This is a genomic window from Pseudophaeobacter sp. 1A09344, assembly GCF_041008745.1.
In the GTDB taxonomy this organism is placed as follows: Bacteria; Pseudomonadota; Alphaproteobacteria; order Rhodobacterales; family Rhodobacteraceae; genus Phycobacter; species Phycobacter gallaeciensis_A.
Window position 1 is genome coordinate 119,036 of sequence record NZ_JAXGFS010000003.1, and the last position, 26,285, is coordinate 145,320.

Sequence of the window (26,285 nt, forward strand, 5' to 3'; positions counted from 1 at the left end):
TGCGGGCCATTGAAACTGGCGGTGCTCTGGGGCAAAACGAGCAAGCAGCACCAGGGGGACGCCGTGATCGAGCTGGACAACGTAGGCTACAATTATGGCGGCGGAGAGCTGCTGAGCAATCTGTCGATGCAGCTGGCGCCGGGATCCTTCCATTTCCTGACTGGTCCTTCGGGCACCGGCAAGACAACCCTGCTGAAGCTTTGCTATGGAGCGCTGACCCCGACCTCGGGCCGGGTGCGCGTCTTCAACATGGATGTCAAAGGGCTGGACCGGGACCAGATGGCCTTTCTGCGCCGCAGGGTCGGCGTGGTGCATCAGGATTGCCGGTTTCTGGACCACCTGCCGGTGATCGAGAATATCGCTCTGCCGCTGACCGTCTCGGGGCGGGATCTGGGGCAGGAGCAGGCGAACCTGCGCGAATTGCTGAACTGGGTCGGGCTTGCGGAGCGCTCGGATGCGCTGCCGCCAGAGCTGTCCGGCGGCGAACGCCAGCGCGCGGCGCTGGCGCGGTCGGTGATCCTGTCGCCGGATGTGATCATCGCGGATGAACCCACCGGCAATGTCGATTGGGAAATGTCGCAACGGCTGCTGCAATTGCTGGTCGAGCTGAACCGCATGGGCAAGACCATCCTTGTGGCAACCCATGATCTGTCGCTGATCCGGGCAGCCAAAAACCAGGTTCAGGCCCGGGTGCTGAGGATTTACGACAAACAGCTGCATCTTGCGGGAGCGGATCTATGAGCAGGGACGGCTTTGGCGGGCGCCTGCGGGCGCTGATCAGCGGCGATGCACAGGCCGACCGGGTGGTGCCCCCCAGTGGCTTCACGGCGCAGCTGACCCTGTTTGCCGCGGGCGCGATGGCGTTTCTGGCGGTCTTTGCGCTGGCGCTGTCGCTGGCCTCGGGGCGGCTGGCGGACCGTTGGGCGGATGAACTGGCCCGCGCCGCGACCCTGCGCATCAATGCTCCCGCCGAACAGCGTGCCGCCCAGACCGAGGCGGCCCTGACCATTTTGCGGCAGACGCCGGGCGTGGCCTCGGCACGCGCCTTTACCCCCGAGGAACAGGCGGCGCTGCTGGCGCCCTGGTTCGGCGCCTCGGTGCCGATTGATGCGCTACCGGTGCCGCAGCTGATCGAGGTGATCGAGGATGATCCCGGCTATGATGCCACCGGCCTGCGCCTGCGCCTGCAGGCCGAGGTTCCCGGTGCGGTGCTGGACGATCACACCCGCTGGCGGGCGCCGCTGGTGGATGCGGCGCAATCGCTGCGGCGTCTGGCGGTGGTGTCGATCCTGTTGATCGGTGGCGCCATGGGGGCGATGATCTCGCTTGCGGCCAATGCGGCGCTTGCGGCCAATGCCCAGGTGATCGAAGTGCTGCGCCTTGTCGGCGCGCAGGACAGCTATATCGCGCAGGCCTTTATCCGCCGCTTTACCCTGCGGGCCTTCAGCGGCGCGGTTGTGGGGATGGGATTTGGCATGTTGGGTGTCTGGCTGATGCCTGCCGCCTCGGACGAGGGCGGCTTTCTGACCGGGCTTGGCTTTCAGGGCTGGGGCTGGCTGCTGCCGCTGGTCATTCCGGTGCTGGGGGCGCTGGTGGCCTATGTGGCGACGACCCGCGCGGCCAACAAACGTCTGGGAGAATTGACGTGAAGGATGCAATTCAATGGCTGCGCTCGCTGCTGTTCGTGGGCCAGATCTATCTGATGATGCCGGTGATTGGCCTTGCCTTTGCGCCCTGGGCGATCTTCAGCAAGCGCGGTGCGCGCGTCTGCTGCAAGACCTATTCGCGCTGGGTGTTCTGGAGCGCCCGCTGGATGGTCGGTATCCGCTGCGAGGTGCGCGGCACCCCGCCCTCGGGTGAAGCGCTGATCGCGGCCAAGCATCAGTCGTTCCTTGATATCATGATGATCTTTACCGCGCTGCCGACGGCCAAGTTCATCATGAAAAAGGAAATCCTGCGCACCCCTGTGATCGGCCAGTATGCCAAGCTGTTGGACTGTGTGGCGGTGGATCGGGGCAAGCGCGGCGCCGCCATCCAGAAGATGGTTGCCGACGTGCATGCCGGGCGGCAGGAGGCGGGCCAGTTGGTGATCTACTCGCAAGGCACCCGCGTGGCCCCAGGCGTGAAGGCCGAGTATAAGGTCGGCACCGGCGTGCTCTACGAACAGCTGCAGCAGACCTGCGTGCCGGTGGCCACCAACGTTGGCGTGCTATGGCCGCGCAAGGGTATTATGCGCCGCCCCGGCGTTGCAGTGGTGGAGTTTCTGGACCCGATTGAACCGGGGCTGGAGCGGCAGGAATTCATGAAGATATTGGAAGAACGGGTCGAAGAGCGATCCGATGCATTGATGCGCGAAGCGGGGTTTGAACCGGATGGAATACATAGAAACACTTGAAGATCTGGAGGCGCTTTACGGGGAACCGGGAGCGCCTTCTTTACGAAAAGTGGCGCGTCGGATGACGCCGCTTTATCGCAAATGGATCATGGCCTCGCGCCTGTGCGTCCTCTCGACCGTCGGTCCCGAAGGCACCGATGCCAGCCCGCGCGGCGATGATGGCCCTTGCGTGCTGGAGCTGGACCCCGGCACCCTTGCGCTGCCCGATTGGCGCGGCAACAACCGGATCGATTCCTTGCGCAATATCGTGCGCGATCCGCGGGTGTCGCTGATGTTCTTCGTGCCGGGATCGAACAACGTGGTGCGTCTGAACGGTCAGGCACGGATCACCGCAGATGCGGACCTGCGCGCCCGGTTCGAACGGCAGGGTAAACAGCCCGCCACCGTGCTGGTGATCGCCATCGACGAGATCTACAGCCAATGCGCCCGCGCCCTGATGCGGGCGAAGACGTGGACCGCAGGTGACCAGAGTGAGGGCCTGCCTAGCTTGGGAGAGATCCTCGCCGAGCAGACGAATGGCGAGGAAGGCGGCAAACCCTATGACGACGCCTGGGGTGCACGGGCGGCTGCGACCATGTGGTGAGAGGGCAGGAGCCAGCGCGGCCTGCGTATTCTGCACCGGCCTGCTAAATGAAAACGCCCCCGCAGCATGTTGCGGGGGCGTTTGTTTTTGGTCAAAGGGCAGGCTGCCCTCATATGCCTGATGTCAGGCGTGGATAGCACCGTCGCCGCAGGCCAGGGCAGCTTCGCGCACGGCCTCGGAGTAGGTCGGGTGCGCGTGGCAGGTCAGGGCCAGGTCCTCGGCAGAGGCGCCGAATTCCATGGCAACGCAGATCTCGTGAATCAGATCACCGGCGCCGGGGCCGATGATGGCTGCGCCCAGAATGCGGTCGGTTTCCTTGTCCGCGATCAGTTTGACGAAGCCTTCGCCCTGGTGCACGGCCTTGGCGCGGCCATTGCCCATGAAGTTGAACTTGCCGACCTTCAGCTTGCGGCCTTCGGCTTTGAGCGCGTCCTCGGTGGCGCCGACGGTGGCAACCTCGGGCGTGGTGTAGACGACGCCGGGGATGACGCCATAGTTCACGTGGCCATGCTTGCCCGCGATCACCTCGGCCACCGCCATGCCTTCGTCCTCGGCCTTGTGGGCCAGCATCGGGCCTTCGATCACGTCGCCGATGGCGTAGATGCCTTTGACGTTGGTGGCCCAGTGCGCGTCGGTTGCGATCTGGCCGCGTTCGGTCAGCTTGACACCCAGCGCATCCAGTCCCAGCCCCTCGGCATAGGGTTTGCGGCCGGTTGCGACCAGCACCACATCGGCGTCAAGTACCTCGGCATCGCCGCCTTTCTTGGGCTGGTAGGTCACCTTGCCCTTGGTCTTGGTTGTCTCGACGCCCTGAACGGCGGCGCCCATGATGAAGTTGAGGCCCTGTTTTTCTAGGATCCGCTTGAAGGTACGCTGCACGTCCTTGTCCATGCCGGGGCAGACCGCATCCATGTACTCGACGACCGTGACTTCAGCGCCAAGGCGGGCATAGACCGAGCCAAGCTCCAGCCCGATGACGCCCGCTCCGATGACGACCATCTTTTTCGGCACCTTCGGAAGCTCCAGCGCGCCGGTGCTGTCCACCACGATGCCCTTATCGTTGTCGACCTCGACGCCGGGGAGGGAGGAGGGAACCGAGCCTGAGGCGATCACGATGTTCTTGGCCTCGTGCACGTCGTCGCCGACCTTGACCTGACCAGCAGCGGGGATCGACGCCCAGCCTTTCAGCCAGTCGATCTTGTTCTTCTTCATCAGGAATTCGACGCCGCCGGTGTTCTGGCCGATGACATCGTCCTTGTAGGCCTTCATCTGGTTCCAGTCGACGGACGGCGATTTGCCCTTGAGACCCATCTTGGCAAAGTTGTGCTCTGCCTCGTGCAGGGAGTGCGTCGCATGCAGCAGCGCCTTGGACGGGATACAGCCCACGTTGAGGCAGGTGCCGCCAAGGGTTTCACGCCCTTCGACGATGGCGGTCTTCAGACCCAGCTGGGCGCAGCGGATGGCGCTGACATAGCCGCCGGGGCCGGCGCCGATGATGATCACGTCATAGGAAGCCATGGGAGGTCCTTTCGTTGGAACTAAGGAGAGGGCAGGGGCGATGGTCATGCACCGCCAGCGGCCCGTATTCGGGAATATGGGGAGGAGCGCCGCGCATCAGATCAGCGCCGCGATCAGCATGAGGGTGGTGGCCAGGAAGCCTACCGACCAGACGACCGAGCGCCAGGGCGTGAGGCCGAATGCATAGGCGGGCACATAAAGCACCCGGCTCAGCAGATAGACCCAGCCGCAGGCGGCGGTGAAGGGGGTGGACTGGCCGCCAAGGGTCACCACCACGCAGGCGATGGTGAAGAGGATCAGCCCTTCGAAGTGGTTGTTCAGCGCCCGTTGCAGACGGCCTGCCGTGCCGGTCAGTTGCACCGGTGTGTCACGCGGCCCCATTGCTACCTTGGGGCCGACCTGCCGGTTGGCGGTGATGGAATAGGCGAAGAACTGCAGAACCTGCAGCAGGGCGGCAAGTGTGAGGGCGGTGAGTTCAGCGGTCATTCCTAGCCTCTTCGTTTGCCCGGCAGTGCCGGGCAGCGCCTGACCCTCCCAACGGGAGGGCGCTTTCGCACCCACCCAGGGTCAGGCGCTGCCTTATGTTCTTTACAGATCCATCAGCAGGCGGCGGGGATCTTCCAGGGCTTCCTTGACGCGCACCAGGAAGGTCACGGCGCCTTTGCCGTCGACGATGCGGTGGTCATAGCTGAGCGCCAGATACATCATCGGGCGGATCACCACCTCACCATTGATGGCCATCGGGCGGTCCTGGATCTTGTGCATGCCAAGGATACCCGACTGCGGCGGGTTCAGGATCGGCGAGGACATCAAGGAGCCATAGACACCGCCGTTGGACAGGGTGAAGGTGCCGCCCTGCATTTCGGCCATCGACAGCTTGCCGTCACGGGCGCGCTTGCCCTTCTCGGCGATCGCCTTTTCGATCTCGGCAAAGGACATGCTGTCCGCATCGCGAATGACCGGAACCACGAGGCCGGTGGGGGTGCCGGCGGCAACGCCCATGTGCACGAAGTTCTTGTAGACGATGTCGGTGCCGTCGATTTCGGCGTTGACCTCGGGAACTTCCTTCAGCGCGTGGCAGCAGGCCTTGGTGAAGAAGGACATGAAGCCGAGACGCACGCCGTGCTTCTTCTCGAACTGGTCCTTGTACTGATTGCGCAGGGCCATCACCTCGGTCATGTCCACCTCATTATAGGTGGTCAGCATGGCGGCGGTGTTCTGGCTGTCCTTCAGACGCTTGGCGATGGTCTGGCGCAGGCGGGTCATCTTCACCCGCTCTTCACGTGCTGCATCATCGGCAGCAACCGGCGCGCGCGGTGCGGCCGGGGCAGCAGCAGGCGCGGGGGCAGAGGCTGCGGCGGCCACGGCGCGGGCAACGTCATCCTTCATGATGCGGCCATCGCGGCCGGTGCCTTCGACATTGGCGGCGGAGATCCCGGCTTCGGCCATGGCCTTTTCTGCCGAGGGCGCATTGGCGACGTCCTTGGCCGCGGCGGCAGGAGCCGCAGCTGCAGCGGGCGCAGCAGCCGGGGCCGCCGCTGCCGCTGCACCGGAGCCGGAGATCACGCCGAGTTTCGCCGAGGCATCCACCGTGGTTCCTTCGGGCGCGGTGATTTCGGCCAGAACGCCAGCGGCGGGCGCGGGCACTTCGACAGAGACCTTGTCGGTTTCCAGCTCGCAGAGCATTTCATCCTGCGCGACAGTGTCGCCGACCTTCTTGAACCAGGTGGAGACGGTCGCCTCGGTCACGGATTCGCCAAGGGTCGGCACCATCACGTCGGTGGAGGCACCGCCGACCGCGGTGGTGTCATCCCCGCCTGCGGGGGCCGCTTCGGCCTGGGCTGCGGCCTTGGGCTGCGGCGTTTCGGAGCCGGCGCTGCCTGCTTCGGAGATATTCGCCAGCAGCGCATCAACGCCCACTGTGTCGCCTTCGGCGGCAACAATCTCGGCCAGCACCCCAGCGGCGGGGGCGGGCACTTCGACGGTGACCTTGTCGGTCTCCAGCTCGCAGAGCATTTCATCGGCAGCAACCGCATCACCGGGTTTCTTGAACCAGGTGGCCACGGTTGCCTCGGTCACGGATTCACCCAGGGTGGGTACGCGCACTTCGGTGGTCATATCTCTTTTCCTCAGATGCTCAGCGCTTCATTCACAAGCGCGGCTTGTTGGGCTTTGTGTTGGCTGGCCAGGCCCGTCGCGGGCGAAGCCGATGTGGCGCGGCCGACGTATTGGGGCCGGGTGTGCTTGGAGCCGATGCGGGTCAACACCCATTCGATGTTGGGCTCGATAAAGGTCCAGGCGCCCTGGTTCTTGGGCTCTTCCTGGCACCAGACCACTTCGGCATCCTTGAACCGCTCCAGCTCCTTCACCAAGCTGATCGCCGGGAAGGGGTAATACTGTTCGATCCGCATCAGGTAGATGTCGTCGATGCCGCGGGCGTCGCGCTCTTCCAAAAGGTCGTAATAGACCTTGCCCGAGCACAGCACGACGCGCTTGATCTTGTCGTCGGCAGCCAGTTTGGTTTCCGAATTGCCGTGCTGGGCGTCATCCCACAGCACCCGGTGGAAGCTGGAACCGGTGGTGAATTCCTCGGTCTTGCTGACCGCCAGCTTATGGCGCAGCAGCGACTTCGGTGTCATCAGCACCAGCGGCTTGCGGAAGGTGCGGTGCAACTGACGGCGCAGGATGTGGAAGTAGTTCGCCGGTGTGGTGCAGTTGGCGACGATCCAGTTGTCCTGTCCGCACATCTGCAGGAAGCGTTCCAGACGCGCCGAGGAGTGCTCGGGGCCCTGACCTTCGAAACCATGCGGCAGAAGGCAGACAAGGCCGGACATCCGCAGCCATTTGCTTTCACCGGAGGAGATGAACTGGTCGAACATGATCTGGGCGCCGTTGGCGAAATCGCCGAACTGGGCTTCCCACAGGGTCAGCGCGTTGGGCTCGGCCAGCGAATAGCCGTACTCAAAGCCCAGAACCGCGTATTCCGACAGGGCGGAATCGATCACCTCGTATTGCGACTGGCCCGCCCGGATGTTGTTGACCGGGTAGTAGCGTTCTTCGGTGTCCTGGTTCACGATGCCGGAATGGCGCTGCGAGAAGGTGCCACGGGTGGAGTCCTGCCCGGCCAGACGTACCGGGTAGCCTTCGGTCAGGAGCGAGCCAAAGGCCAGTGCCTCGCCGGTGGCCCAGTCGATGCCAGCACCGTTTTCGAACATCTTGGCGCGTGCATCGAGGAAGCGACCGATGGTCTTGTGCACCGGGAAACCGTCGGGCAGGCGGGTCAGGGCACCGGCAACCTCGTTGAAGGTCTCTTCGCTGATCGAGGTCTGACCGCGCTGATAGTCGTCCTTCTGCTTGTCCAGATGCGACCAGCGGCCATCCAGCCAGTCGGCCTTGTTGGGCTTGAAGTCCTTACCGGCTTCGAATTCCTCGTTCAGCTTGGCTTGGAAGGCGGCCTTCATGTCCTCGATTTCGCCCTCGGGGATCAGACCGTCCTTGACCAGACGCTCGGTATAGAGGCTGAGCGTGGTCTTATGGCTCTTGATGTTCTTGTACATCAGCGGGTTGGTGAACATGGGCTCGTCGCCCTCGTTGTGACCGAACCGGCGGTAGCAGAACATGTCGATGACCACGTCTTTGCCGAACTTCTGACGGAACTCGGTCGCGACCTTGGCGGCGTGCACCACGGCTTCGGGATCGTCGCCGTTGACATGGAAGATCGGCGCCTCGACCACCAGCGCGTTGTCGGTGGGGTAGGGCGAGGAGCGCGAGAAATGCGGCGCGGTGGTGAAACCGATCTGGTTGTTCACCACGATATGGATGGTGCCGCCGGTCTTGTGTCCGCGCAGGCCCGACAGGGCAAAACATTCCGCCACAACGCCTTGACCGGCAAAGGCCGCATCGCCGTGCAGCAGGATCGGCAGAACCTTGGTGCGGGTGGCGTCACTCTTCTGGTCCTGCTTGGCGCGGACCTTGCCCAGAACCACCGGGTTCACCGCCTCAAGGTGCGAGGGGTTGGCGGTCAGGGACAGGTGAACGGTGTTGTTGTCGAACTCGCGGTCCGAGGAGGCGCCGAGGTGATATTTCACGTCGCCCGAGCCATCCACGTCTTCGGGCTTGAAGCTGCCGCCCTGGAATTCGTTGAAGATGGCGCGATAGGGCTTCTGCATCACGTTGGCCAGAACCGACAGGCGGCCACGGTGCGGCATGCCGATGACGATTTCCTCGATGCCGAGGTTGCCGCCACGCTTGATGATCTGCTCCATCGCCGGGATCAGGCTCTCGCCGCCATCCAGGCCAAAGCGCTTGGTGCCCATGTATTTGACGTGCAGGAACTTCTCGAAACCTTCGGCCTCGACCATCTTGTTAAGGATCGCCTTGCGGCCCTCGCGGGTGAACTGGATTTCCTTGCCGAAACCTTCGATCCGCTCTTTCAGCCAGGAGGACTGCTCGGGATCGGAGATATGCATGTATTGCAGCGCAAAGGTGCCGCAATAGGTGCGCTTCACGATGTCGATGATCTGCCGCATCGAGGCGACCTGAAGCCCCAGCACGTTGTCGATGAAGATCGGCCGGTCCATGTCCGCATCGGTGAAGCCATAGGTCTTGGGGTCGAGCTCCGGGTGCGGGGTCTGGCCGCGCATGCCCAGCGGGTCCAGATCGGCGGCCAGATGGCCCCGGATCCGGTAGGCGCGGATCAGCATCAGGGCGCGGATCGAATCCAGCACCGCGCGTTGGATCTGTTCGTCCGAGACTTCAACCCCGGCCTTGGCGGCCTTTTCCGCGATCTTCTTGCCTGCGGCCTTGGCCTCCACCGGAGCGGGCCACTCGCCGGTCAGCGCACCGGTCAGATCGTCATTGGGCGCGGGCGGCCAGTCGCTGCGGGCCCAGGACGGGCCTGCGGCCTCGGCTTTCACGTCAAGCTCGGCATCGCCCATCTGGCGGAAGAACTCGGCCCAGGCGGCATCTACCGCACTCGGGTCATTGGCATACTGGGCATAAAGCTGCTCCAGATATTCCGCATTGTGTCCTTGCATGAACGAGGACGCATGGAAAATGTCATTTGGGCTTTGGTCGGTCATCTATAACTCCCGAAGAGTCGGTATGCGGTTGTGGGGTCAGATCAGGGTTCGCACTGGAACGTGACTTGTTCCTTGGTCGGGTCAAGCGCCGGTTCCGGGCCGGAGGTAATTGTTATGGAACTGGCGCCTTTGCAGATTTCGTTTGCGAGGCGGGCTTTGATGTCCTCGATGGGGGTGCCGGGTTCGAAATTCAGAACACCCTGCATCGGGGCGGTGATGGCCGCAGCGGAGGTTGCGGTCAGCACGGAAAGACACAGCGCGCCTGCAGTGGTGTGCAGCCGCGTGCGGAATGAGGACGCAGGAAAGACATCATCTGGGTTGTGTTCAGTCATTTGGGCGCCTCTTGCAGGGTGGAACCGTTTGCGACGTGACCTGTGGTCATTCGGAGCAGACTGGCCGACCCGGGTTTCCGAAAGGTGAAGCCGCAACGGGACGCTGCTGCAAAAGATGCCGGGATGGCCTCTTCAGCAACAGGGTCCGGGTGAATGTGATTTGTCAAAACTGAAGACACCGCCCGGCGGCAACGCCGGGCAGCGCCCAACCCACTCCATGGGAGGGCGCTTTCGCACCCCCCCAGGGTCGGGCGCTGCCCGTGGCTGATATGGTCAGCCGCAGACACGTCAGCCCAGCTCGATCGCTTTCAGCACCGCTTCGCCCAGGCCCGCGGGGCTGTCGGCGACCACGATACCGGCCGATTTCATGGCTTCGATCTTGTCTTCGGCGCCGCCCTTGCCGCCGGCGACAATCGCGCCTGCGTGGCCCATGCGGCGGCCCGGAGGGGCGGTACGGCCGGCGATGAAGCCAGCAACCGGCTTCCAGCGGCCCTTTTTCTTCTGCTCGGCGAGGAAGGCTGCGGCTTCCTCTTCGGCGGAGCCGCCGATTTCACCGATCATGATGATCGACTGGGTCTCGTCGTCATCGAGGAACATGTCCAGCACGTCGATATGCTCGGTGCCCTTGATGGGGTCACCGCCGATGCCAACCGCAGAGGACTGGCCGAGGCCGATATCAGAAGTCTGTTTCACGGCTTCGTAAGTTAGGGTGCCGGAACGGCTCACAACACCCACGCTCCCGCGTTTGTGAATGTGGCCGGGCATGATGCCGATCTTGCAGGCGTCGGGGGTGATGACACCGGGGCAGTTCGGGCCGATCAGGCGCGATTTGGAGCCTTCCAGCGCGCGCTGCACCTTCATCATGTCCAGAACCGGGATGCCTTCGGTGATGCAGACGATCAGTTCCATCTCGGCGTCGATCGCTTCAAGGATGGAATCCGCCGCGAAGGGGGGCGGCACGTAGATGACGGATGCATTGGCTTCGGTCACGTGCTTGGCCTCGTGGACCGAGTTGAAGACCGGCAGGTCAAGGTGGGTTTGACCACCCTTGCCGGGGGTCACGCCGCCGACCATCTTGGTGCCATAGGCGATGGCCTGTTCAGAGTGAAAGGTGCCCTGCGAGCCGGTGAAGCCCTGACAGATGACCTTGGTGTTTTCGTCGATGAGGACTGCCATTTTTAGGAGTCTCCTGTTCTATCTTTTTGCGATTGTGTAGTAGGCGACGCCGCCACGAGCGCCGCCTTCAATGCCGAACTTGGTGCGGCCAATTTTCACTTCGTACCATTTGCTGCCGCCGATCGCGCTCTTGCGAGCACGCAGGCTGCCACCAGTCTTCCGGGCAAAATCCACTGCGATGCTTTGGATTGTCGCGTCGGCTGGAGCAGGGGCTCCTCCAAAGTTTACTCTGCAGGATTCCCCAGCGTCATATGCCACACCAGCTCCGCGGAAGTTCTTTGCAGAGTAGATGGTGGCACGTGCAGCATGCTCAATGGCGTACGCTTCTAAAGCGGGTGCATTGTTTGCGCAGACTTGCCCGAAGATCTTCGCTTCACGGGAAGCGCCCAGCAAGTGGTCCGGTGTCGCGTCGACAACAGACGCGTCAGTTCCACCATCAACATGGGACGGAGCAACGTAGGCTGTCGCTGCAGGCCCTGCGCCGGCGCCTGAACGCTGGCCACCTTGAGGCAGATCCGCAGGCGACATCGCACCAGAGTGCAATGTGGCCGCTGGGATGTAGGTATCGGTCGCGGGATCATATCTCCCGCCTTCAGCACCTGGCAAGGGCGCACTGTATGCAGCTGGGCTTGTCGACAAAATAGATTGCTGACTGTTGCCAGAGGCATAGTCACTGGTGCAAGCGGCCATCGCGAATAGGCAGGTGCACAGCAAGGAGCTGACCAGGCGCATCAAGTTCAGCCCTTAACCGCTTTCACGATCTTCTCGGCGCCGTCGGACAGGTTGTCTGCCGCGATCACGTCGAGGCCGGAGGTGTTGATGATCTCCTTGCCTGCTTCGACGTTGGTGCCTTCCAGACGCACGACCAGCGGAACCTTGAGACCGACTTCCTTCACCGCGGCGACAACGCCCTCGGCGATGACGTCGCAGCGCATGATGCCGCCGAAGATGTTGACCAGGATGCCTTTGACGTTGGGGTCAGAGGTGATGATCTTGAACGCCTCGGTCACTTTCTCCTTGGTGGCGCCGCCGCCCACGTCGAGGAAGTTGGCAGGCTCAGCGCCGTAGAGTTTGATGATGTCCATGGTGGCCATCGCCAGACCCGCGCCGTTCACCATGCAGCCGATCTCACCGTCCAGCGCGATGTAGTTCAGGTCATACTTGGAGGCTTCGAGTTCTTTGGGGTCTTCTTCGGTCTCGTCGCGCAGGGCGGCCACATCGGGGTGGCGGTAAACGGCGTTGCCGTCAAAGCCCAGCTTGGCGTCAAGCACCTTCAGATCGCCGCCATCGGTCACGATCAGCGGGTTGATCTCCAGCATCTCCATGTCTTTTTCGACGAAGGCTTTGTAGAGCTGACCCATCAGCTGCACGCACTGCTTGACCTGCGCGCCCTTGAGACCGAGCGAGAAGGCGATGCGGCGGCCGTGGAACGGCTGGTAACCGGTGGCCGGATCGACGGAGAAGGAGAGGATTTTTTCCGGGGTCTCTGCCGCGACTTCCTCGATGTCCATGCCGCCTTCGGTGGAGCAGACAAAGGAGATGCGCGAGGTCTGGCGGTCCACCAGCAGCGCCAGGTACAGTTCGGTCTCGATGCCAGAGCCGGCTTCGATGTAGATGCGGTTGACCTGCTTGCCCGCCGGGCCGGTCTGGTGGGTCACAAGGGTGCGTCCCAGCATCTTCTTGGCTTCTTCGGCGGCTTCTTCGACCGACTTGGTCAGGCGCACACCGCCTTTTTCACCGGCGTCGGCTTCCTTGAAGGAACCCTTGCCGCGGCCACCTGCGTGGATCTGCGCTTTGACAACCCAGAGCGGGCCGTCCAGCTCGCCGGCTGCGGTTTTTGCTTCATCGGCTTTCAGCACCACGCGCCCGTCGGACACCGGAGCGCCGTAGCTGCGGAGAAGGGCCTTGGCCTGATATTCGTGGATGTTCATAGAAAACTGTCCCGTCTGGCTAAATTGGTCGTCACTATAACGCCGTCATAGAGCAAAGGTTTAAAGGGTTTTCTGACGGCAGTCCGAGAAATGATGAAGTTTTTTCGCATTTGTGATCACACGTTTGAGGGCTGTGATCACAAATTTGACGACGCGGCGCTTGATTCGTCTGGCGCTGAAAATTTATTCAAAATACCGAATGTCGTCACCCTCGCACGGGCAGCTCTGGCAAAGCCTGTCGCCATGATCCCCTCCGGAACAACGTATCGGTCAGATCGTCAGCGCGATCCCGGACAGCAAAACGGGTCTCATCCACCTTTGAATTATGATGGGATGAGACCCGCAAGACCCGGTTCTGGAGGTGGGTGGGTTAGTGCGCCGCCATCGGTTGGGCCGTGTCTACAGATCGCCCGCGCCGCAGCAGGATCAGCGCGCCAAGGACAAACGCCCATTCGGTCACAGTCACGATGATCAGTGCGGCATCCGGGGTGCCGTCAAATCCGATGCTGACGATGCGGCCCAGCCCGTAGCCTGCATAGATCAGCAGGGACAGCAGCAGGGCAGGCTGCATATCCCGTCCGCGCAGCGCCGCGCCCAGCACGAAAAGGCCGGAAATCAGTACCACCACCCCACCTGCGCGCAGGTCCGATCGGATCATGGTGCTGTCCGGCAGGATCTGGGCAGAGCTGGCATAAAGCGCTTCGGGCGCAAAGCTGAGCATCACCCCGACGAAGAGCAGAACTGCGGCGGACAGAAACAGATAGGGTTTCACGAATTTCGACATGAGAGAGCCTCCTTTTGACACGATGTAAGCTTTGTGGTCTTGTGGTGCAAAATCTTACATCGCGTCAAGTGGAAATCTTACATCGTGTCAAATAAGCGCGTTCAAACCCGCAATCTACTCCTTGAAACCGTCCTGTCGCTGCTGCTGGCTCCCGGGGGATCGCCCCTGCGGATGGTGGATGTGGCCAAGGCTGCCGGGGTGACCCGGCAAACGGTCTATGCCCATTTTTCTAACCGTTCGGAGATGCTGATCTCGGCGATCCTGCATTTCGGAGATCAGCTCGATATAGAGGCGCGGCTGGCGCCCAGCCGCACGGCGCCGGACGGGCGCAGCCGCCTGGAGGCCTACACTCGGGCGATGCTGGAGTTCTTTCCGGAGATCTACCCGCTGAAACAGTCGTTGATGCGGATGGGCGCGAGTGATGAAGAGGCGAAATCCGCTTGGCAGGACAGGATCCGCGCCATGAAGGAAGGCTGCGCCGAGGCGGTGAAGGCGCTGAAATCCGATGGCGACCTGCTGGAGCATCTGAGCGAAGAACAGGCGACGGATCTCTACTTCACCCTGCTCAGCATGGATGGATGGGCGCATTGCGTGCTGGAAAACGGCTGGACCGATGCGGGCTACCTGGCCGAGATGCAGCGGGTGATCACCCTGGCGCTGGTCAAGCAGTGAGCCGCTGATCCGCAACGAAAAAGGGCCCGGAAAACCGGACCCTTTTCCAAATCGCTTGGTGCTGGTCTTAGGCCAGCGAGGCGTCGATGCCTTTGCAGGCGTCGACCAGACCTTTGACTGCGTTGACCGAGTTGTCGAACATGGCTTGCTCGTCTTTGGTCATCTTGATGTCGATGACGCGCTCGACGCCGCCGGCACCGATTACGGTGGGCACGCCCACGTACATGCCGTTGAGACCCAGGGCACCGTCCACATAGGCGGCGCAGGGCAGAACGCGCTTCTGGTCTTTCAGGTAGGCTTCGGCCATTTCGATTGCCGAGGTCGCCGGTGCGTAGAAGGCGGAGCCAGTTTTCAGCAGGCCAACGATTTCGGCGCCGCCATCACGGGTACGCTGCACGATGGCGTCCATCTTCTCTTGTGTGGTCCAGCCCATCTGCACCAGGTCGGGCAGCGGGATACCGGCAACGGTGGAGTAGCGGGTCAGCGGAACCATGGTGTCGCCGTGGCCGCCCAGAACGAAGGCGGTGACGTCTTTCATGGAGACCTTGAATTCTTCGGCCAGGAAGTGGCGGAAGCGGGCAGAGTCCAGAACGCCGGCCATGCCGCAGACTTTCTCGTGGGGCAGGCCCGAGAATTCGCGCAGTGCCCAGACCATTGCGTCCAGCGGGTTGGTGATGCAGATCACGAAAGCGTCGGGCGCGTTGTCGCGGATGCCTTCGCCAACGGATTTCATGACTTTCAGGTTGATACCCAGCAGGTCATCGCGGCTCATGCCCGGCTTGCGCGGCACGCCGGCGGTGACGATGCAGACGTCTGCGCCCGCGATATCGGCATAGCTCTGGGTGCCCTTCAGCGAGGCGTCAAAGCCTTCGGAGGGACCGGATTCTGCGATATCCAGCGCTTTGCCTTCCGGGGTGCCTTCGGCAATATCGAAAAGAACGACGTCGCCGAGTTCTTTCAGAGCTGCGAGATGGGCAAGGGTGCCACCGATCTGACCTGCGCCGATAAGGGCGATTTTGGGTCGTGCCATGGGGATGTCTCTCCGGTCCGGTTGAATTTGCAGCGATGCCTAAGCCCTAACGCGCCGCCACGCAAGCCTTCTGCGCTGCGGCGTGGGGTTTGCGCGGCTTGCGGGCCAGTGGATAGGCGGGCTAAATGATTTTGAAATAAAGGAGTTCTGCTGCGTGCCGATGGTGGATGTCAGCCCGATGTTTTTCGCCGTTGCGGTGCCTGCTGTGGTCTTTGCTGGGGTGTCCAAGGGCGGCTTCGGCTCGGGCGCGGCCTTTGCCGGAGCTTCGATTCTTGCGCTGATTGTCGAGCCGGGTCAGGCGCTTGCGCTGATGCTGCCGCTGTTGATGCTGATCGATGTGGCCTCTCTCAGACCCTATTGGCGGCGCTGGAATGGGCGCGATGGTCTGTTGCTGATCGCGGGCGGGTTGCCGGGGGTGGCGCTGGGGGCCTGGCTGTTCTCCGCAATCGAGGCCGATACCATGCGGCTGTTGATCGGGGGGCTGTCGATTGCCTTTGTGATCTGGCAATTGCGCGGCCGCATCGGGCTGGCCATGCGGGCGCAGCGCGATCTGCCGGGGTGGAGCGGAGTTCTGGCCGGGGGCATTGCGGGCTTCACCAGCTTCGTCAGCCACGCGGGCGGGCCGCCCGCCGCGGTCTATCTGCTGAGCCGCCGCCCTACGAAAACCGAATATCAGGCAACCACGGTGCTGGTCTTCTGGGTGCTGAACATCGCCAAGGCCGTGCCCTATGCCGGGCTGGGCCTGTTCAGCGCCGAGACGCTGAAACTGGATCTGATGCTGGCGCCCTTTGCCCTATTCGGGACATGGGCGGGGGTGCGGCTGCACCACAGCATTCCCGAAAGGGTATTCTTTGCCTTGGCCTATGTCCTGCTGACGGTGACGGGCGTCAAACTGATCTGGGACGGGCTGACCTGAGAGCTACGCCCTGCGCATCCCGGCCCGTGTCAGCAGGCCGTATCAGGCGTCATTGTCTGCGTTGGGTAGGGCTTCGGCCAGCGCCTCGTAGGATTGGCCCGAGGCCATCAGGCAGGTCATGCCATTGGGCATCGTCACGGTGATCGTCCAGGTGCCGGATTCGGTCGAGGCAAAGGTCTCCATCACCACCCCCTGACCGCCAATGCCGATGCTTTGGCGGCTTTCGCCGTATTTTTCGGCCAGTCGTCCGACGACGACCTCGCGCGGGGCGCAGTTGCGGCCCTGGGCGAAGGATTGCGTTGCGGTCAGCACCAGGATGGCCAGACCTGCGGTTGTTTTGAACATCGTCTTCTTCATGGGTTTTACCCTTTCCCGAACGGCCTGACAGGGAAAGAGACAGCAACCTGCGCTCTTCCGAAGTCCCATGTGTGGGCCGGTGTGTGAGTGACGTAATCGTTATGCGGGCCTTTGGCCCAGGGGAGTGCTGCGGACCGCCGGGTCAGCAGGTTCAATGCAGGCCATTCCGGCCCCGTGCGGGCGGATCACAGTCGGACTGAAATGGGCTGGCCGTGATCACCTGCGCGATAGGTAAACTGTGCCAAGAAGGTGCTGATAACAGGTTAACCCTGTGCGCGCCCACGATTCGGTTGGAAATTCAAGGACTTTGTTGCGCGGATTTTGTGCTTTCTGCACTGCGGCAGGATTTTTCTTGAAAGTATCTGGCCGAATCTGTACCGGTTTGCGCAACAAAATAACTTGGAGAGATCAGATGGACCCGCGCACCCGCCCTTATCGTTCGGTTCTGTATATCCCCGGCTCAAAGCCGCGCGCGCTGGACAAGGCCCGCAACCTGCCGGTTGATGCGGTGATCTTTGACCTCGAGGACGCGGTTTCGGTCGAGGAAAAGGAAAACGCCCGCGACACGCTGGCTGCCGCGCTGGCCGAAGGGGGGTATGGCGCCCGGGTGCGGATCGTGCGGATCAACGGGCTGGACACCCAGTGGGGCCGCGCCGATGCCGAGGCGGCGGCAAAGATGGATTGCGATGCGATCCTGCTTCCCAAGGTTTCCTCGTCGGCTGATCTGGACGCGCTGGCCGAAATCACCGGTGACAAGCCGCTCTGGGCGATGATGGAAACCCCGCGCGGCATGCTGAATGCGGCGGAGATCGCAGCGCATCCCAAATTGCAGGGCATGGTGATGGGCACCAACGATCTGGCCAAGGAGTTGCAGACCCGGTTCCGCGCCGACCGTCTGCCGATGATGGCCGGGCTGGGCCTGTGCCTGCTGGCGGCCAAGGCCGAAGGCAAGATCATCGTCGATGGCGTCTACAATGCCTTCAAGGATGATGAGGGGCTGAAAGTTGAATGCGATCAGGGCCGCGACATGGGCTTTGATGGCAAGACGCTGATCCACCCGGCGCAGGTTGATGTGACCAACACCGCCTTTGCCCCGTCTGAGGCCGAGATTGATCTGGCCCGCCGCCAGATTGCCGCCTTTGAAGAGGTCGAAGCCTCGGGGCAGGGCGTGGCCGTGGTTGATGGCAAGATCGTCGAGAACCTGCACGTCGCGACGGCGCGGGAGATTCTTGCAAAAGCGGATGCAATCGCAGCCATTTCGGCCTAGGTGTGAATCAGTTTAACACCTAAATCGGAGACTGATATGGCACTTCTGGTCCTGGGCATCCTGCTTTGGTGGGGCGGGCATATGTTCAAACGCCTCGCCCCCGACGCGCGCGCCTCCCTTGGCGACAAAGGCAAGGGGATCACCGCATTGGCCATCGTGGCGGGCATTGTCCTGATGGTCATCGGCTATCGCGCTACAGATTTCATCTACGTCTGGGCGCCGCCGTCCTTCATGGTGCATATCAATAACCTGCTGGTGCTGATCGCCATCTATATGATGTCTCCGGCCCCGAAAAAGGGCGCGCTGCTGTCCGGTATGCGGCATCCGATGCTGACGGGTTTCGCGCTTTGGGCGATTGCGCACCTTCTGGTCAATGGCGATCTCGCCTCGATCGTGCTGTTTGGCGGTATGCTGCTTTATGTGCCGGTGCAGATGATGCTGATCAACCGCGCCGAGCCGCAATGGACGCCCGGCCCCAAGGGCAGCATCGCCAAGGATGGCATGTTCTTTGTCGCCTCGATCGTGCTGCTGGCGGTGATCGGCTATATTCATGGGCTGATCGGCCCCACACCATTTCCGGGATAACTGAGCCATGAAACTTTACCGCTTTCTGAGCGAAGACGACACTTCTGCCTTTTGTCACAAGGTGACCGATGCGCTGAACAAGGGATGGGAGCTGTATGGCAGCCCCACCCAGACCTTTGACCCGGTCAAGGGCATCATGCGTTGCGGCCAATCCGTGGTGAAAGAGGTGGAGGGCACATACACACCTGACACAAAACTAGGAGAGCACTGATGGCCAAGACCACAGCTGCGAAAACCAATCCGGGGCGCTTTTTCGAAGACTACAAGGTGGGGGATGTGATCGCCCACGCGGTGCCGCGCACCGTTTCGGGGGGCGAACGGGCGCTGTATCACGCGCTCTATCCGGCGCGTCATGCGCTCTATTCCTCGGATGAATTTGCGCGCGGCTGTGGTCTGCCTGCAGCGCCGCTGGATGATCTGGCGGCCTTCCACATCGTATTCGGCAAGACGGTACCGGATATCTCGCTCAATGCCGTGGCGAACCTGGGCTATGCCGAGGGCCGCTGGCTCTTGCCGGTCTATGAGGGCGACACGCTGCGCTCGGAATCCGAGGTGATCGGGGTCAAGCAGAACTCCAACGGCAAATCGGGCGTGGTCTACGTGCGGACCCGCGGGCTGAACCAGAACGACGATGTCGTGATGGAATACGTGCGCTGGGTGATGGTGCGTAAGAAGGACCTTGATGCGCCCGCGCCCGAAACCGTGATCCCCGAGCTGAGCAAGGTGATCCCGGCCTCGGATCTGAAGATCCCGGGTGGCCTTGATTTCAGCGGTTATGATTTCACCCTCGCCGGGGAGGCACATCGCTGGGGCGACTACGAGGTGGGCGAGACCATCGACCACGTCGATGGTGTGACGGTTGAAGAGGCCGAGCATATGCTGGCCACCCGTCTGTGGCAGAACACCGCCAAGGTGCATTTCGACGCCACCGCGCGCCCCGATGGTACCCGGCTGATCTATGGCGGGCATGTCATCTCCATGGCGCGGGCGCTGTCCTTCAACGGGTTGGCCAATGCGCAGATGATCGTCGGGCTCAACGGCGGTGCGCATGCGAACCCCTGCCTGTCCGGCACCACCATCCGCGCTTGGTCCGAGGTACTGGACAAGGCCGATACCGAAGCCCCCGGCGTCGGTGCCATCCGCCTGCGCCTGGTCGCCACCAGCGGCGGCGCCCCCTTCGCGCTGAAGGGCGAAGACGGCAAATACCTGCCCGAGGTCCTGCTGGATCTCGACTACTGGGCGCTGATGCCCAAGTAAGCTCAAAAGGCACGCCCCCGCTTGCGACCCGGCTGTTGCCCGGGACGGTGCGGGGGCACTACACTTCTGACATCGAAATACGGATATATCGTCGGCCAGGCGGAGCCGAAGCGCCGCAGCCGTGATTCTGCGCAATTTTTGGGAAACCAAGATTTGTGATCACTTATCTGACCCGCGTGATCACAAAATCCGGCTTTTCTGCGATGCAGTACAAATATGACCCGATTTTTACCACTCGTTTGCGTGACAGCGCGCAAAAATCCGCTAAAACGTGAGCAGCTAACCGGAAAGGAGCCAACATGGCCGATGTAAATCGGGGCAATCGCCCGCTTTCGCCGCATCTGTCGATTTACCGCCCGCAGATCACCTCTGTCACCTCGATCCTCACGCGGATCACAGGCAACGCCCTGATCGTGACCGCATTGCTGGTTGTCTGGTGGTTCCTCGCTGCGGCGACCTCTGCTGAATATTTCGCAATCGCCAACGGAGTGCTGACCAGCTGGTTCGGCGATCTGGTCCTCAGCCTGTCGGTCCTGGGCATGTGGTATCACCTGCTGGCCGGTGTGCGTCACCTGCTCTGGGACAACGGCAAGATGATGGATCTGGAACCCGCGCAGAAACTGGGCTGGGTTGTCGTCATCGGGTCGGTCGTCCTGACCGCCATCACCCTGATCATCGTCTGACGCCAAGGGAGAGAGAAAGCTATGCGATATCTTACAGACCGCAAGCGCGCCATTGGCATGGGCGCCGCGAAATCCGGAACCGAGCATCACTGGTCGATGCAGGTCAGCTCGGTCGCGCTGCTGATCCTGGTGCCGCTGTTCATCTTCACCTTCGGCTGCGCGCTGGGCGGATCCTATGAAGAGATCACCGCCTATTACGCGCGTCCCTTCCCGGCGATCATCGCCGCGCTGACCATCTGGGTTGGCATGATGCACTTTAAATCGGGTGCGCAGATCATGCTTGAGGATTACGTCCACGGCTTCAAGGGCCGCCTGGCGATCATCCTGATGACCTGCCTGTCCTACGCCGTCGCCGTGACCGGGGTTTACGCCCTCGTCCGTCTGGCCCTTTAATCCCCGAGGTTCCCAATGGCTGCTTACGAATACGAAACACATGACTATGACGTGGTCGTGGTGGGTGCCGGCGGCGCCGGTCTGCGCGCGACTCTCGGCATGGCCGAACAGGGGCTGCGCACGGCCTGTGTAACCAAGGTTTTCCCGACCCGCTCCCACACGGTTGCGGCGCAGGGCGGTATCGCCGCCTCCCTGTCGAACATGGGCCCGGACCACTGGCAGTGGCACATGTATGACACCGTCAAGGGCTCGGACTGGCTGGGTGACACCGACGCGATGGAATACCTTGCCCGCGAAGCGCCCAAGGCGGTTTACGAGCTGGAACACTATGGCGTGCCCTTCTCGCGTACCGAAGAAGGCAAGATCTATCAGCGTCCGTTCGGTGGTCACACCACCGAATTCGGCGAAGGCCCCGCCGTGCAGCGGACCTGTGCCGCGGCTGACCGGACCGGTCACGCCATCCTGCACACGCTTTATGGTCAGAGCCTCAAGAACAACGCTGAGTTCTACATCGAGTATTTCGCCATCGACCTGATCATGTCCGAAGACGGGCAGTGCCAGGGCGTTGTTTGCTGGAAACTCGACGACGGCACAATGCATGTCTTTAACGCCAAGATGGTCGTTCTGGCCACTGGTGGTTATGGCCGCGCCTATTTCAGCGCCACCTCGGCCCACACCTGCACCGGCGACGGTGGCGGCATGGTGGCCCGTGCGGGTCTGCCGCTGCAGGACATGGAATTCGTGCAGTTCCACCCGACCGGCATCTATGGCTCCGGCTGCCTGATCACCGAAGGCGCGCGCGGCGAAGGTGGCTATCTCACCAACTCCGAAGGCGAACGGTTCATGGAGCGTTACGCGCCCCAGTACAAGGACCTTGCCCCGCGCGACTATGTCTCCCGCTCCATGACCATGGAGATCCGCGAAGGCCGCGGTGTGGGCGAACATGGTGACCACATTCACCTGAACCTGTCGCACCTGCCGCCCGAGGCCCTGGCCGAACGTCTGCCGGGCATCTCGGAAAGCGCCAAGATCTTTGCCGGTGTCGATGTCACCAAGGAGCCGATCCCGGTTCTGCCGACGGTGCACTACAACATGGGCGGCATTCCGACCAACTACTGGGGCGAAGTGCTGAACCCCACCGCCGAAGATCCCACCGCCGTGGTGCCGGGTCTGATGGCCGTGGGCGAAGCGGGCTGTGCCTCGGTGCATGGTGCCAACCGTCTTGGCTCCAACTCGCTGATCGACCTCGTCGTGTTCGGCCGCGCCGCTGCGATCCGCGCCGGCAAGGTGGTCGACGCAGACGCGCCGAACCCGGTGCTGAACCAGTCCCAGATCGACAAGGCCTTCGACCGGTTCGACGGGCTGCGCAACGCAAATGGCGGCATCCCGACCGCGGATCTGCGTCTGGAAATGCAGCGCACCATGCAATCCGACGCAGCTGTGTTCCGTACCTCGGAAACCATGGCCGAAGGCGTCGAGAAGATGACTGCCATCGCTGCGAAACTCGGGGACCTCAAGGTTACCGACCGCTCGCTGGTCTGGAACTCTGACCTGATGGAAACGCTGGAGCTGACCAACCTGATGCCGAACGCGCTGGCCACCATCGTCGGCGCAGAGGCCCGCAAGGAAAGCCGCGGCGCCCACGCGCATGAGGATTTCACCACCCGTGACGACGAAAACTGGCGCGTCCACTCGGTTGCCCGCGTCGAGGGCAACTCGGTCGATCTCAGCTATCGTCCCGTGGTCGTGGATCCGCTCAGCACCGAAGCCGAGGGCGGCATCAGCCTCAAGCGGATCGCGCCCAAAGCGCGGACCTTCTGAGGCAGAGCACCCAATGCCTCTGGTCGCATATCCCTCGCTTCATGCAGCGCGTCCCCTTCCGGGGGGGCGCCTGCCTGCATGCGGGGCTATGCGGGCCTGCGATCCTGCCTGTGACGGGAGGGGCATCTGATGGCCTCTGTCGCATCCCAACAGGACTTTGCTTGGCAGCAATTGGGGATTATCCCCGGCGTTGCCCTGCGCCTGTTCGGCATGCGCCGCTCGGGCAACCACGCCATCGTGGGGTGGATGCAGCGCAATGCGCCGGGCGGACGGTCGGTGTTCCTTAACAATTGTAAGCCGGGCAACGATCCGATCCGGTCCTTTCGCGGGATCGAAGTGGATGGTGCCCACGCGCCCCAGCACAAGGCGCTGCGTGATATGGCTTCGGTTGCAGGTACAGCAGGCAATGGCGCGCTTCTGGTGATGTCCTACGAGGATACCTCTCCGGCGGAATTCACCGGCGAGCGGCAGGTCTCCGGTCCCTTTGACGAGGGGCTCTTGACGCGCAACGTGGTGATCTATCGCAGTTTCCTCAACTGGTCCGCCTCGCTTTTGAAAAAGATGCAGGGCAATTCCGGTTACAGCCTGGTGCGGCGCAACGCGATCCTGCTGCGCGCCATGGACACCTATACCCGGCTGCTGGGACTGGTCGAGCAGGCCCGTGATTTGGCGATCAGCTGCATCTCTTATGATCGCTGGTGCGGTGACGCGGCCTATCGCGCCGCGTTGCTGGGTGAGTTGGGTCTTGAGACCCGCGACAATACCCTTGGCACCGTGCAGCGCTATGGCGGTGGCTCCTCTTTCCAGAAAGAGGCGCAGAGCGCCGAAGACCTGCAAACCGATCAACGCTGGCGCCAGATGGCCGGGGATGCGGAATATCAGGCGGTGCTGCACCTTGCGGCGCGTGATACCGCGCTCACCGACCGGCTGTCGCGCCTGTTCCCCGCAGATGCTGCCGTGTTGTCCGGCATCGCGGCCAAGGCGCCAATGGCAAACGGAGGGCTGGCATGATGGCCCCCGCAGATAACAACGCTGACGCCCTTTTGGGCGCAACACTCGCTTTCCGGCAGGGTCGCCCCGCGCCGGTTCATCCGATCTCCTGTCTGCAGGCACCGCTTTGGTCCCTGACGATGGGCGGCTAAGCAAGGAGACAGATCTATGGTCGAATTCGCACTTCCGAAAAACTCCAAGATCACCACGGGTAAGACGTGGCCCAAGCCTGAAGGCGCAACCAATGTCCGCAAGTTCCAGATCTATCGCTGGAACCCGGATGACGGCAAGAACCCGCAGGTGGATACCTATTTCCTGGACATGGACAAATGCGGTCCCATGGTTCTGGACGCGCTGATCAAGATCAAGAACGAGATCGATCCGACGCTGACCTTCCGCCGCTCCTGCCGCGAAGGCATCTGTGGCTCCTGCGCGATGAACATCGACGGGATCAACACCCTGGCCTGTATCTATGGCCTGGATGAGGTGAAGGGCGACGTGAAGATCTACCCGCTGCCGCATATGCCGGTGGTGAAGGACCTGATCCCCGACCTGACGCATTTCTACGCGCAGCATGCCTCGATCATGCCGTGGCTGGAGACCAAGACCAACCGTCCCGCGAAAGAGTGGAAACAGTCCATCGAGGACCGCAAGAAGCTCGACGGTCTGTATGAATGCGTGATGTGCGCCTCCTGCTCCACCTCCTGCCCGTCCTACTGGTGGAACGGCGATCGCTATCTCGGCCCGGCCGCGCTGCTGCACGCCTACCGCTGGATCATCGACAGCCGCGATGAAGCCACTGGCGAGCGTCTGGATCAGCTGGAAGATCCGTTCAAGCTTTATCGCTGCCACAGCATCATGAACTGCGCCAAGACCTGCCCGAAGGGCCTGAACCCCGCCAAGGCGATTGCTCATATCAAGCAGATGATGGTCGAACGCGCCGTCTGATCCCGATAACGGTTTTGAAATCTGATCCGCCGCGACGAGTCCCTCGTCGCGGCGGTTTCTTTTGGGCTGGGGGCGCCGCGCATCCTTGCCGCGCTTTGCCAAACCTGTCTAAGTCACCGGCATGGATCCTTTCATCTCTGCCCTTGTTCTGGCTGGTTTTGCCGGCTTGGCGCTGCCGATTGGTGGTGTGCTGGCGTGGATCGAGAACATCCGCGATGCAGAGCTTCACAAAGCGGTGCTGTCCTGGGTTACCTCCTTTGGCGGTGGCGCCCTGCTGAGCGCGGTAGCGCTGGTGCTTATCCCCGAGGGAACAAGAATGCTGACGCCGATGGAGGCCCTGTTCTGGCTGGGGGCAGGCGGGCTCGCGTTCTACTGGATCGACAAGGGCATGTCCCGGGGGCAGGGTAGCCTGGCGCTGCTGTTTGCCATGCTGCTGGATTTCCTGCCTGAGGCGCTGGCCCTTGGCGCCATGCTGAGTGCGGAGGATGGCACCGCGCTGTTGCTGGCGCTGATGATCTTTTTGCAGAACGTGCCCGAAGGCTTTGCCGCATTCCGCGATATCTGGCGTTGCGACAGTCCAGCCTGGCACGTTCTGCTGCTGTTTGTCGGCCTGGCAGCTCTTGGCCCGCTTTGTGCCGCAGTGGGGCTGATCTGGCTGGAACAGCAGTCGCATATCCTGGACGTGATCATGGTCTTTGCCTCGGGCGGGATCCTGTATCTGCTGTTTCAGGACATTGCTCCCAAAGTGCATGAGGCGGGCAGTTCGGCGCCGTCGCTGGGGGCCGTGGCAGGCTTCGCGCTTGGGCTGGCCGGGCATCTGCTGATCGGATGATGTGCGGGCTGTTCAGCGATGGCCCGTTTGTGGGGCGGCAGAGCTGCCGCTGCGCCAGGTCTTCTTGGGTCAAAGGTTTGTCATTTCTGCATGGCGACTTTGCTCAAAAGCGGCCTGCTCACGCCTGCGTTCCTTGCATATGTTCTGGCCAAGGGAGGAAGCAGCCTGAACACAAGGACATGTTTCCATGGAAAATACCGTCGCACAGACCGCCAAACTCATCGAAGACAAAGCCGCCGCAGCGCTCAAGGATCTGGAGCAGGCATGGGCCTATTTCACCCCCGCTGCCCTGCCGCAGCCGCGTGAAGAGCAGCCGGTTGCCGCCTATGCGCCTTACTACGAGGCAGCCTGACCCGGGCACCTTGGCTGAGGCCGGATTGATAGGCTTGTAGGAGGGCGCTAGACAGCGCGTATGCCCATTCTTCTGCTGATCCTTCTCGCCGGTGTCTTTGCCTATTTCATTTGGCGCCATAACACGTCTTCGCTGACCCGCAACTGCCGCTGGCGCGCCGAGCGCAGCAAGGGCCAGTGGCGCTGCACCTTTTGCGGAGCGGTGCAGCCGGGCGATGCGGCGCCGCGCCAATGCCTGAACCCCGCAAGACAGAGTGGGGCAGGGCGCTGATCGGGGCGCCGGGGGATCTCCCGCGCACGACACGGCAGCCAGAGGCTGCCTTTCGCCCTTGGGCGTAGCGCCGCGCGATGCGCGGCGCGGGACACGCGGCAGATGGCGTGTT

General features: G+C 62.4%; 29 protein-coding genes. 18 read left to right on the forward strand and 11 right to left on the reverse strand.

The window, feature by feature from the left end; genetic code table 11:
• Window positions 1-63: 63 nt before the first annotated feature.
• The 4 genes from SM765_RS06215 to SM765_RS06230 are packed head-to-tail and all read left to right on the forward strand — an operon-like array spanning window position 64 to window position 2,978.
• Window positions 64-741 carry a cell division ATP-binding protein FtsE gene (locus SM765_RS06215; protein WP_065273706.1) on the forward strand — a complete coding sequence of 226 codons (678 nt, stop codon included), beginning with the start codon at window positions 64-66 and terminating at the stop codon, window positions 739-741.
• Window positions 738-1,649 (forward strand): cell division protein FtsX, encoded by a 912-nt coding sequence (locus SM765_RS06220; RefSeq protein WP_274831423.1) that lies wholly within the window; start codon window positions 738-740, stop codon window positions 1,647-1,649. The genes SM765_RS06215 and SM765_RS06220 overlap by 4 nt, the downstream gene beginning before the upstream one ends.
• Window positions 1,646-2,395 carry a lysophospholipid acyltransferase family protein gene (locus tag SM765_RS06225; RefSeq protein WP_274837552.1) on the forward strand — a complete coding sequence of 250 codons (750 nt, stop codon included), beginning with the start codon at window positions 1,646-1,648 and terminating at the stop codon, window positions 2,393-2,395. Before SM765_RS06220 ends, SM765_RS06225 begins: the two co-directional genes overlap by 4 nt.
• Window positions 2,373-2,978 carry a pyridoxamine 5'-phosphate oxidase family protein gene (locus tag SM765_RS06230; protein ID WP_274837553.1) on the forward strand — a complete coding sequence of 202 codons (606 nt, stop codon included), beginning with the start codon at window positions 2,373-2,375 and terminating at the stop codon, window positions 2,976-2,978. Before SM765_RS06225 ends, SM765_RS06230 begins: the two co-directional genes overlap by 23 nt.
• Window positions 2,979-3,101: 123 nt before the next feature.
• Here SM765_RS06230 and lpdA read toward each other — a convergent pair whose 3' ends face one another.
• From lpdA to SM765_RS06275, 9 genes are all read right to left on the reverse strand, one after another.
• On the reverse strand, window positions 3,102-4,496 hold the full coding sequence (lpdA, locus tag SM765_RS06235; protein WP_274831421.1) for a dihydrolipoyl dehydrogenase: 1,395 nt from the start codon (window positions 4,494-4,496) through the stop codon (window positions 3,102-3,104).
• Window positions 4,497-4,592: 96 nt separating this feature from the next.
• Window positions 4,593-4,982 (reverse strand): MAPEG family protein, encoded by a 390-nt coding sequence (locus SM765_RS06240; protein ID WP_065272505.1) that lies wholly within the window; start codon window positions 4,980-4,982, stop codon window positions 4,593-4,595.
• A gap of 102 nt (window positions 4,983-5,084) precedes the next feature.
• Entirely contained in the window at window positions 5,085-6,614 is a 1,530-nt protein-coding gene (gene odhB / locus SM765_RS06245; protein ID WP_274837554.1) for a 2-oxoglutarate dehydrogenase complex dihydrolipoyllysine-residue succinyltransferase, read from the reverse strand.
• 11 nt (window positions 6,615-6,625) lie between these two features.
• Window positions 6,626-9,577 carry a 2-oxoglutarate dehydrogenase E1 component gene (locus SM765_RS06250; RefSeq protein ID WP_065272507.1) on the reverse strand — a complete coding sequence of 984 codons (2,952 nt, stop codon included), beginning with the start codon at window positions 9,575-9,577 and terminating at the stop codon, window positions 6,626-6,628.
• A 41-nt stretch (window positions 9,578-9,618) separates the two neighbouring features.
• The gene (locus SM765_RS06255; RefSeq protein ID WP_065272508.1) at window positions 9,619-9,909 is read right to left on the reverse strand and encodes a hypothetical protein; all 291 of its coding nucleotides are present in this window, start codon (window positions 9,907-9,909) and stop codon (window positions 9,619-9,621) included.
• A gap of 288 nt (window positions 9,910-10,197) precedes the next feature.
• Window positions 10,198-11,085 carry a succinate--CoA ligase subunit alpha gene (sucD, locus tag SM765_RS06260; protein WP_065272509.1) on the reverse strand — a complete coding sequence of 296 codons (888 nt, stop codon included), beginning with the start codon at window positions 11,083-11,085 and terminating at the stop codon, window positions 10,198-10,200.
• An 18-nt stretch (window positions 11,086-11,103) separates the two neighbouring features.
• On the reverse strand, window positions 11,104-11,817 hold the full coding sequence (locus SM765_RS06265; protein ID WP_274838998.1) for a hypothetical protein: 714 nt from the start codon (window positions 11,815-11,817) through the stop codon (window positions 11,104-11,106).
• Between the two features lie 5 nt (window positions 11,818-11,822).
• Window positions 11,823-13,016, reverse strand: a complete 1,194-nt coding sequence (sucC, locus tag SM765_RS06270; protein WP_065272510.1) for an ADP-forming succinate--CoA ligase subunit beta — start codon at window positions 13,014-13,016, stop codon at window positions 11,823-11,825.
• A gap of 370 nt (window positions 13,017-13,386) precedes the next feature.
• Window positions 13,387-13,800 carry a DUF4345 domain-containing protein gene (locus SM765_RS06275; RefSeq protein ID WP_274837556.1) on the reverse strand — a complete coding sequence of 138 codons (414 nt, stop codon included), beginning with the start codon at window positions 13,798-13,800 and terminating at the stop codon, window positions 13,387-13,389.
• 84 nt (window positions 13,801-13,884) lie between these two features.
• Here SM765_RS06275 and SM765_RS06280 point away from each other — a divergent pair, with 84 nt between their 5' ends.
• A complete protein-coding gene (locus SM765_RS06280; RefSeq protein WP_274837557.1) occupies window positions 13,885-14,472 on the forward strand; it encodes a TetR/AcrR family transcriptional regulator in 588 nt (195 codons plus the stop codon).
• Window positions 14,473-14,539: 67 nt separating this feature from the next.
• Here the strand turns inward: SM765_RS06280 and mdh are convergent, their stop codons facing one another.
• Window positions 14,540-15,502, reverse strand: coding sequence for a malate dehydrogenase (mdh, locus tag SM765_RS06285; protein ID WP_065272512.1), 963 nt, complete (start codon window positions 15,500-15,502; stop codon window positions 14,540-14,542).
• 160 nt (window positions 15,503-15,662) lie between these two features.
• On the opposite strand from mdh, the gene SM765_RS06290 reads away from it, so the two are divergent.
• A complete protein-coding gene (locus SM765_RS06290) occupies window positions 15,663-16,418 on the forward strand; it encodes a sulfite exporter TauE/SafE family protein (RefSeq protein WP_065272513.1) in 756 nt (251 codons plus the stop codon).
• A 42-nt stretch (window positions 16,419-16,460) separates the two neighbouring features.
• Here SM765_RS06290 and SM765_RS06295 read toward each other — a convergent pair whose 3' ends face one another.
• The gene (locus tag SM765_RS06295) at window positions 16,461-16,775 is read right to left on the reverse strand and encodes a hypothetical protein (RefSeq protein WP_065272514.1); all 315 of its coding nucleotides are present in this window, start codon (window positions 16,773-16,775) and stop codon (window positions 16,461-16,463) included.
• 412 nt (window positions 16,776-17,187) lie between these two features.
• Between SM765_RS06295 and SM765_RS06300 the strand changes: the two genes are divergently transcribed.
• The 12 genes from SM765_RS06300 (at window position 17,188) to SM765_RS06355 (ending at window position 26,173) form a co-directional block, all read left to right on the forward strand.
• Window positions 17,188-18,042 (forward strand): HpcH/HpaI aldolase/citrate lyase family protein, encoded by an 855-nt coding sequence (locus SM765_RS06300; RefSeq protein WP_065272515.1) that lies wholly within the window; start codon window positions 17,188-17,190, stop codon window positions 18,040-18,042.
• 36 nt (window positions 18,043-18,078) lie between these two features.
• On the forward strand, window positions 18,079-18,627 hold the full coding sequence (locus tag SM765_RS06305) for an NnrU family protein (protein WP_065272516.1): 549 nt from the start codon (window positions 18,079-18,081) through the stop codon (window positions 18,625-18,627).
• 7 nt (window positions 18,628-18,634) lie between these two features.
• A complete protein-coding gene (locus SM765_RS06310; protein WP_065272517.1) occupies window positions 18,635-18,838 on the forward strand; it encodes a DUF1737 domain-containing protein in 204 nt (67 codons plus the stop codon).
• Window positions 18,838-19,884 (forward strand): MaoC family dehydratase, encoded by a 1,047-nt coding sequence (locus SM765_RS06315; protein ID WP_274834617.1) that lies wholly within the window; start codon window positions 18,838-18,840, stop codon window positions 19,882-19,884. The genes SM765_RS06310 and SM765_RS06315 overlap by 1 nt, the downstream gene beginning before the upstream one ends.
• A 299-nt stretch (window positions 19,885-20,183) precedes the next feature.
• Window positions 20,184-20,567 carry a succinate dehydrogenase, cytochrome b556 subunit gene (gene sdhC, locus SM765_RS06320; protein WP_065272519.1) on the forward strand — a complete coding sequence of 128 codons (384 nt, stop codon included), beginning with the start codon at window positions 20,184-20,186 and terminating at the stop codon, window positions 20,565-20,567.
• 21 nt (window positions 20,568-20,588) lie between these two features.
• A complete protein-coding gene (gene sdhD, locus SM765_RS06325) occupies window positions 20,589-20,960 on the forward strand; it encodes a succinate dehydrogenase, hydrophobic membrane anchor protein (RefSeq protein ID WP_065272520.1) in 372 nt (123 codons plus the stop codon).
• A gap of 15 nt (window positions 20,961-20,975) precedes the next feature.
• Complete coding sequence (gene sdhA / locus SM765_RS06330) at window positions 20,976-22,781, forward strand: succinate dehydrogenase flavoprotein subunit (protein WP_274827605.1); 1,806 nt, start codon at window positions 20,976-20,978, stop codon at window positions 22,779-22,781.
• A gap of 129 nt (window positions 22,782-22,910) precedes the next feature.
• Window positions 22,911-23,792, forward strand: a complete 882-nt coding sequence (locus SM765_RS06335) for a hypothetical protein (RefSeq protein ID WP_274837558.1) — start codon at window positions 22,911-22,913, stop codon at window positions 23,790-23,792.
• A gap of 147 nt (window positions 23,793-23,939) precedes the next feature.
• Entirely contained in the window at window positions 23,940-24,719 is a 780-nt protein-coding gene (locus SM765_RS06340) for a succinate dehydrogenase iron-sulfur subunit (RefSeq protein WP_065272523.1), read from the forward strand.
• 121 nt (window positions 24,720-24,840) lie between these two features.
• On the forward strand, window positions 24,841-25,551 hold the full coding sequence (locus SM765_RS06345; RefSeq protein WP_065272524.1) for a ZIP family metal transporter: 711 nt from the start codon (window positions 24,841-24,843) through the stop codon (window positions 25,549-25,551).
• Window positions 25,552-25,738: 187 nt separating this feature from the next.
• Window positions 25,739-25,903, forward strand: coding sequence for a hypothetical protein (locus tag SM765_RS06350; RefSeq protein ID WP_156767923.1), 165 nt, complete (start codon window positions 25,739-25,741; stop codon window positions 25,901-25,903).
• 60 nt (window positions 25,904-25,963) lie between these two features.
• Window positions 25,964-26,173 carry a hypothetical protein gene (locus tag SM765_RS06355; protein WP_274831413.1) on the forward strand — a complete coding sequence of 70 codons (210 nt, stop codon included), beginning with the start codon at window positions 25,964-25,966 and terminating at the stop codon, window positions 26,171-26,173.
• Window positions 26,174-26,285: the final 112 nt, after the last annotated feature.

Coding starts and splice junctions, on each gene's coding strand:
- SM765_RS06220 (WP_274831423.1), top strand. CDS start 738: ATGAGCAGGGACGGCTTTGGCGGGCGCCTGCGGGCGCTGATCAGCGGC.
- SM765_RS06230 (WP_274837553.1), top strand. CDS start 2,373: ATGGAATACATAGAAACACTTGAAGATCTGGAGGCGCTTTACGGGGAA.
- lpdA (WP_274831421.1), bottom strand. CDS start 4,496: ATGGCTTCCTATGACGTGATCATCATCGGCGCCGGCCCCGGCGGCTAT.
- SM765_RS06240 (WP_065272505.1), bottom strand. CDS start 4,982: ATGACCGCTGAACTCACCGCCCTCACACTTGCCGCCCTGCTGCAGGTT.
- odhB (WP_274837554.1), bottom strand. CDS start 6,614: ATGACCACCGAAGTGCGCGTACCCACCCTGGGTGAATCCGTGACCGAG.
- SM765_RS06250 (WP_065272507.1), bottom strand. CDS start 9,577: ATGACCGACCAAAGCCCAAATGACATTTTCCATGCGTCCTCGTTCATG.
- SM765_RS06255 (WP_065272508.1), bottom strand. CDS start 9,909: ATGACTGAACACAACCCAGATGATGTCTTTCCTGCGTCCTCATTCCGC.
- sucD (WP_065272509.1), bottom strand. CDS start 11,085: ATGGCAGTCCTCATCGACGAAAACACCAAGGTCATCTGTCAGGGCTTC.
- SM765_RS06265 (WP_274838998.1), bottom strand. CDS start 11,817: ATGCGCCTGGTCAGCTCCTTGCTGTGCACCTGCCTATTCGCGATGGCC.
- sucC (WP_065272510.1), bottom strand. CDS start 13,016: ATGAACATCCACGAATATCAGGCCAAGGCCCTTCTCCGCAGCTACGGC.
- SM765_RS06275 (WP_274837556.1), bottom strand. CDS start 13,800: ATGTCGAAATTCGTGAAACCCTATCTGTTTCTGTCCGCCGCAGTTCTG.
- mdh (WP_065272512.1), bottom strand. CDS start 15,502: ATGGCACGACCCAAAATCGCCCTTATCGGCGCAGGTCAGATCGGTGGC.
- SM765_RS06290 (WP_065272513.1), top strand. CDS start 15,663: ATGGTGGATGTCAGCCCGATGTTTTTCGCCGTTGCGGTGCCTGCTGTG.
- SM765_RS06295 (WP_065272514.1), bottom strand. CDS start 16,775: ATGAAGAAGACGATGTTCAAAACAACCGCAGGTCTGGCCATCCTGGTG.
- SM765_RS06300 (WP_065272515.1), top strand. CDS start 17,188: ATGGACCCGCGCACCCGCCCTTATCGTTCGGTTCTGTATATCCCCGGC.
- SM765_RS06305 (WP_065272516.1), top strand. CDS start 18,079: ATGGCACTTCTGGTCCTGGGCATCCTGCTTTGGTGGGGCGGGCATATG.
- SM765_RS06310 (WP_065272517.1), top strand. CDS start 18,635: ATGAAACTTTACCGCTTTCTGAGCGAAGACGACACTTCTGCCTTTTGT.
- SM765_RS06315 (WP_274834617.1), top strand. CDS start 18,838: ATGGCCAAGACCACAGCTGCGAAAACCAATCCGGGGCGCTTTTTCGAA.
- sdhC (WP_065272519.1), top strand. CDS start 20,184: ATGGCCGATGTAAATCGGGGCAATCGCCCGCTTTCGCCGCATCTGTCG.
- sdhD (WP_065272520.1), top strand. CDS start 20,589: ATGCGATATCTTACAGACCGCAAGCGCGCCATTGGCATGGGCGCCGCG.
- sdhA (WP_274827605.1), top strand. CDS start 20,976: ATGGCTGCTTACGAATACGAAACACATGACTATGACGTGGTCGTGGTG.
- SM765_RS06335 (WP_274837558.1), top strand. CDS start 22,911: ATGGCCTCTGTCGCATCCCAACAGGACTTTGCTTGGCAGCAATTGGGG.
- SM765_RS06340 (WP_065272523.1), top strand. CDS start 23,940: ATGGTCGAATTCGCACTTCCGAAAAACTCCAAGATCACCACGGGTAAG.
- SM765_RS06345 (WP_065272524.1), top strand. CDS start 24,841: ATGGATCCTTTCATCTCTGCCCTTGTTCTGGCTGGTTTTGCCGGCTTG.
- SM765_RS06350 (WP_156767923.1), top strand. CDS start 25,739: ATGGAAAATACCGTCGCACAGACCGCCAAACTCATCGAAGACAAAGCC.
- SM765_RS06355 (WP_274831413.1), top strand. CDS start 25,964: ATGCCCATTCTTCTGCTGATCCTTCTCGCCGGTGTCTTTGCCTATTTC.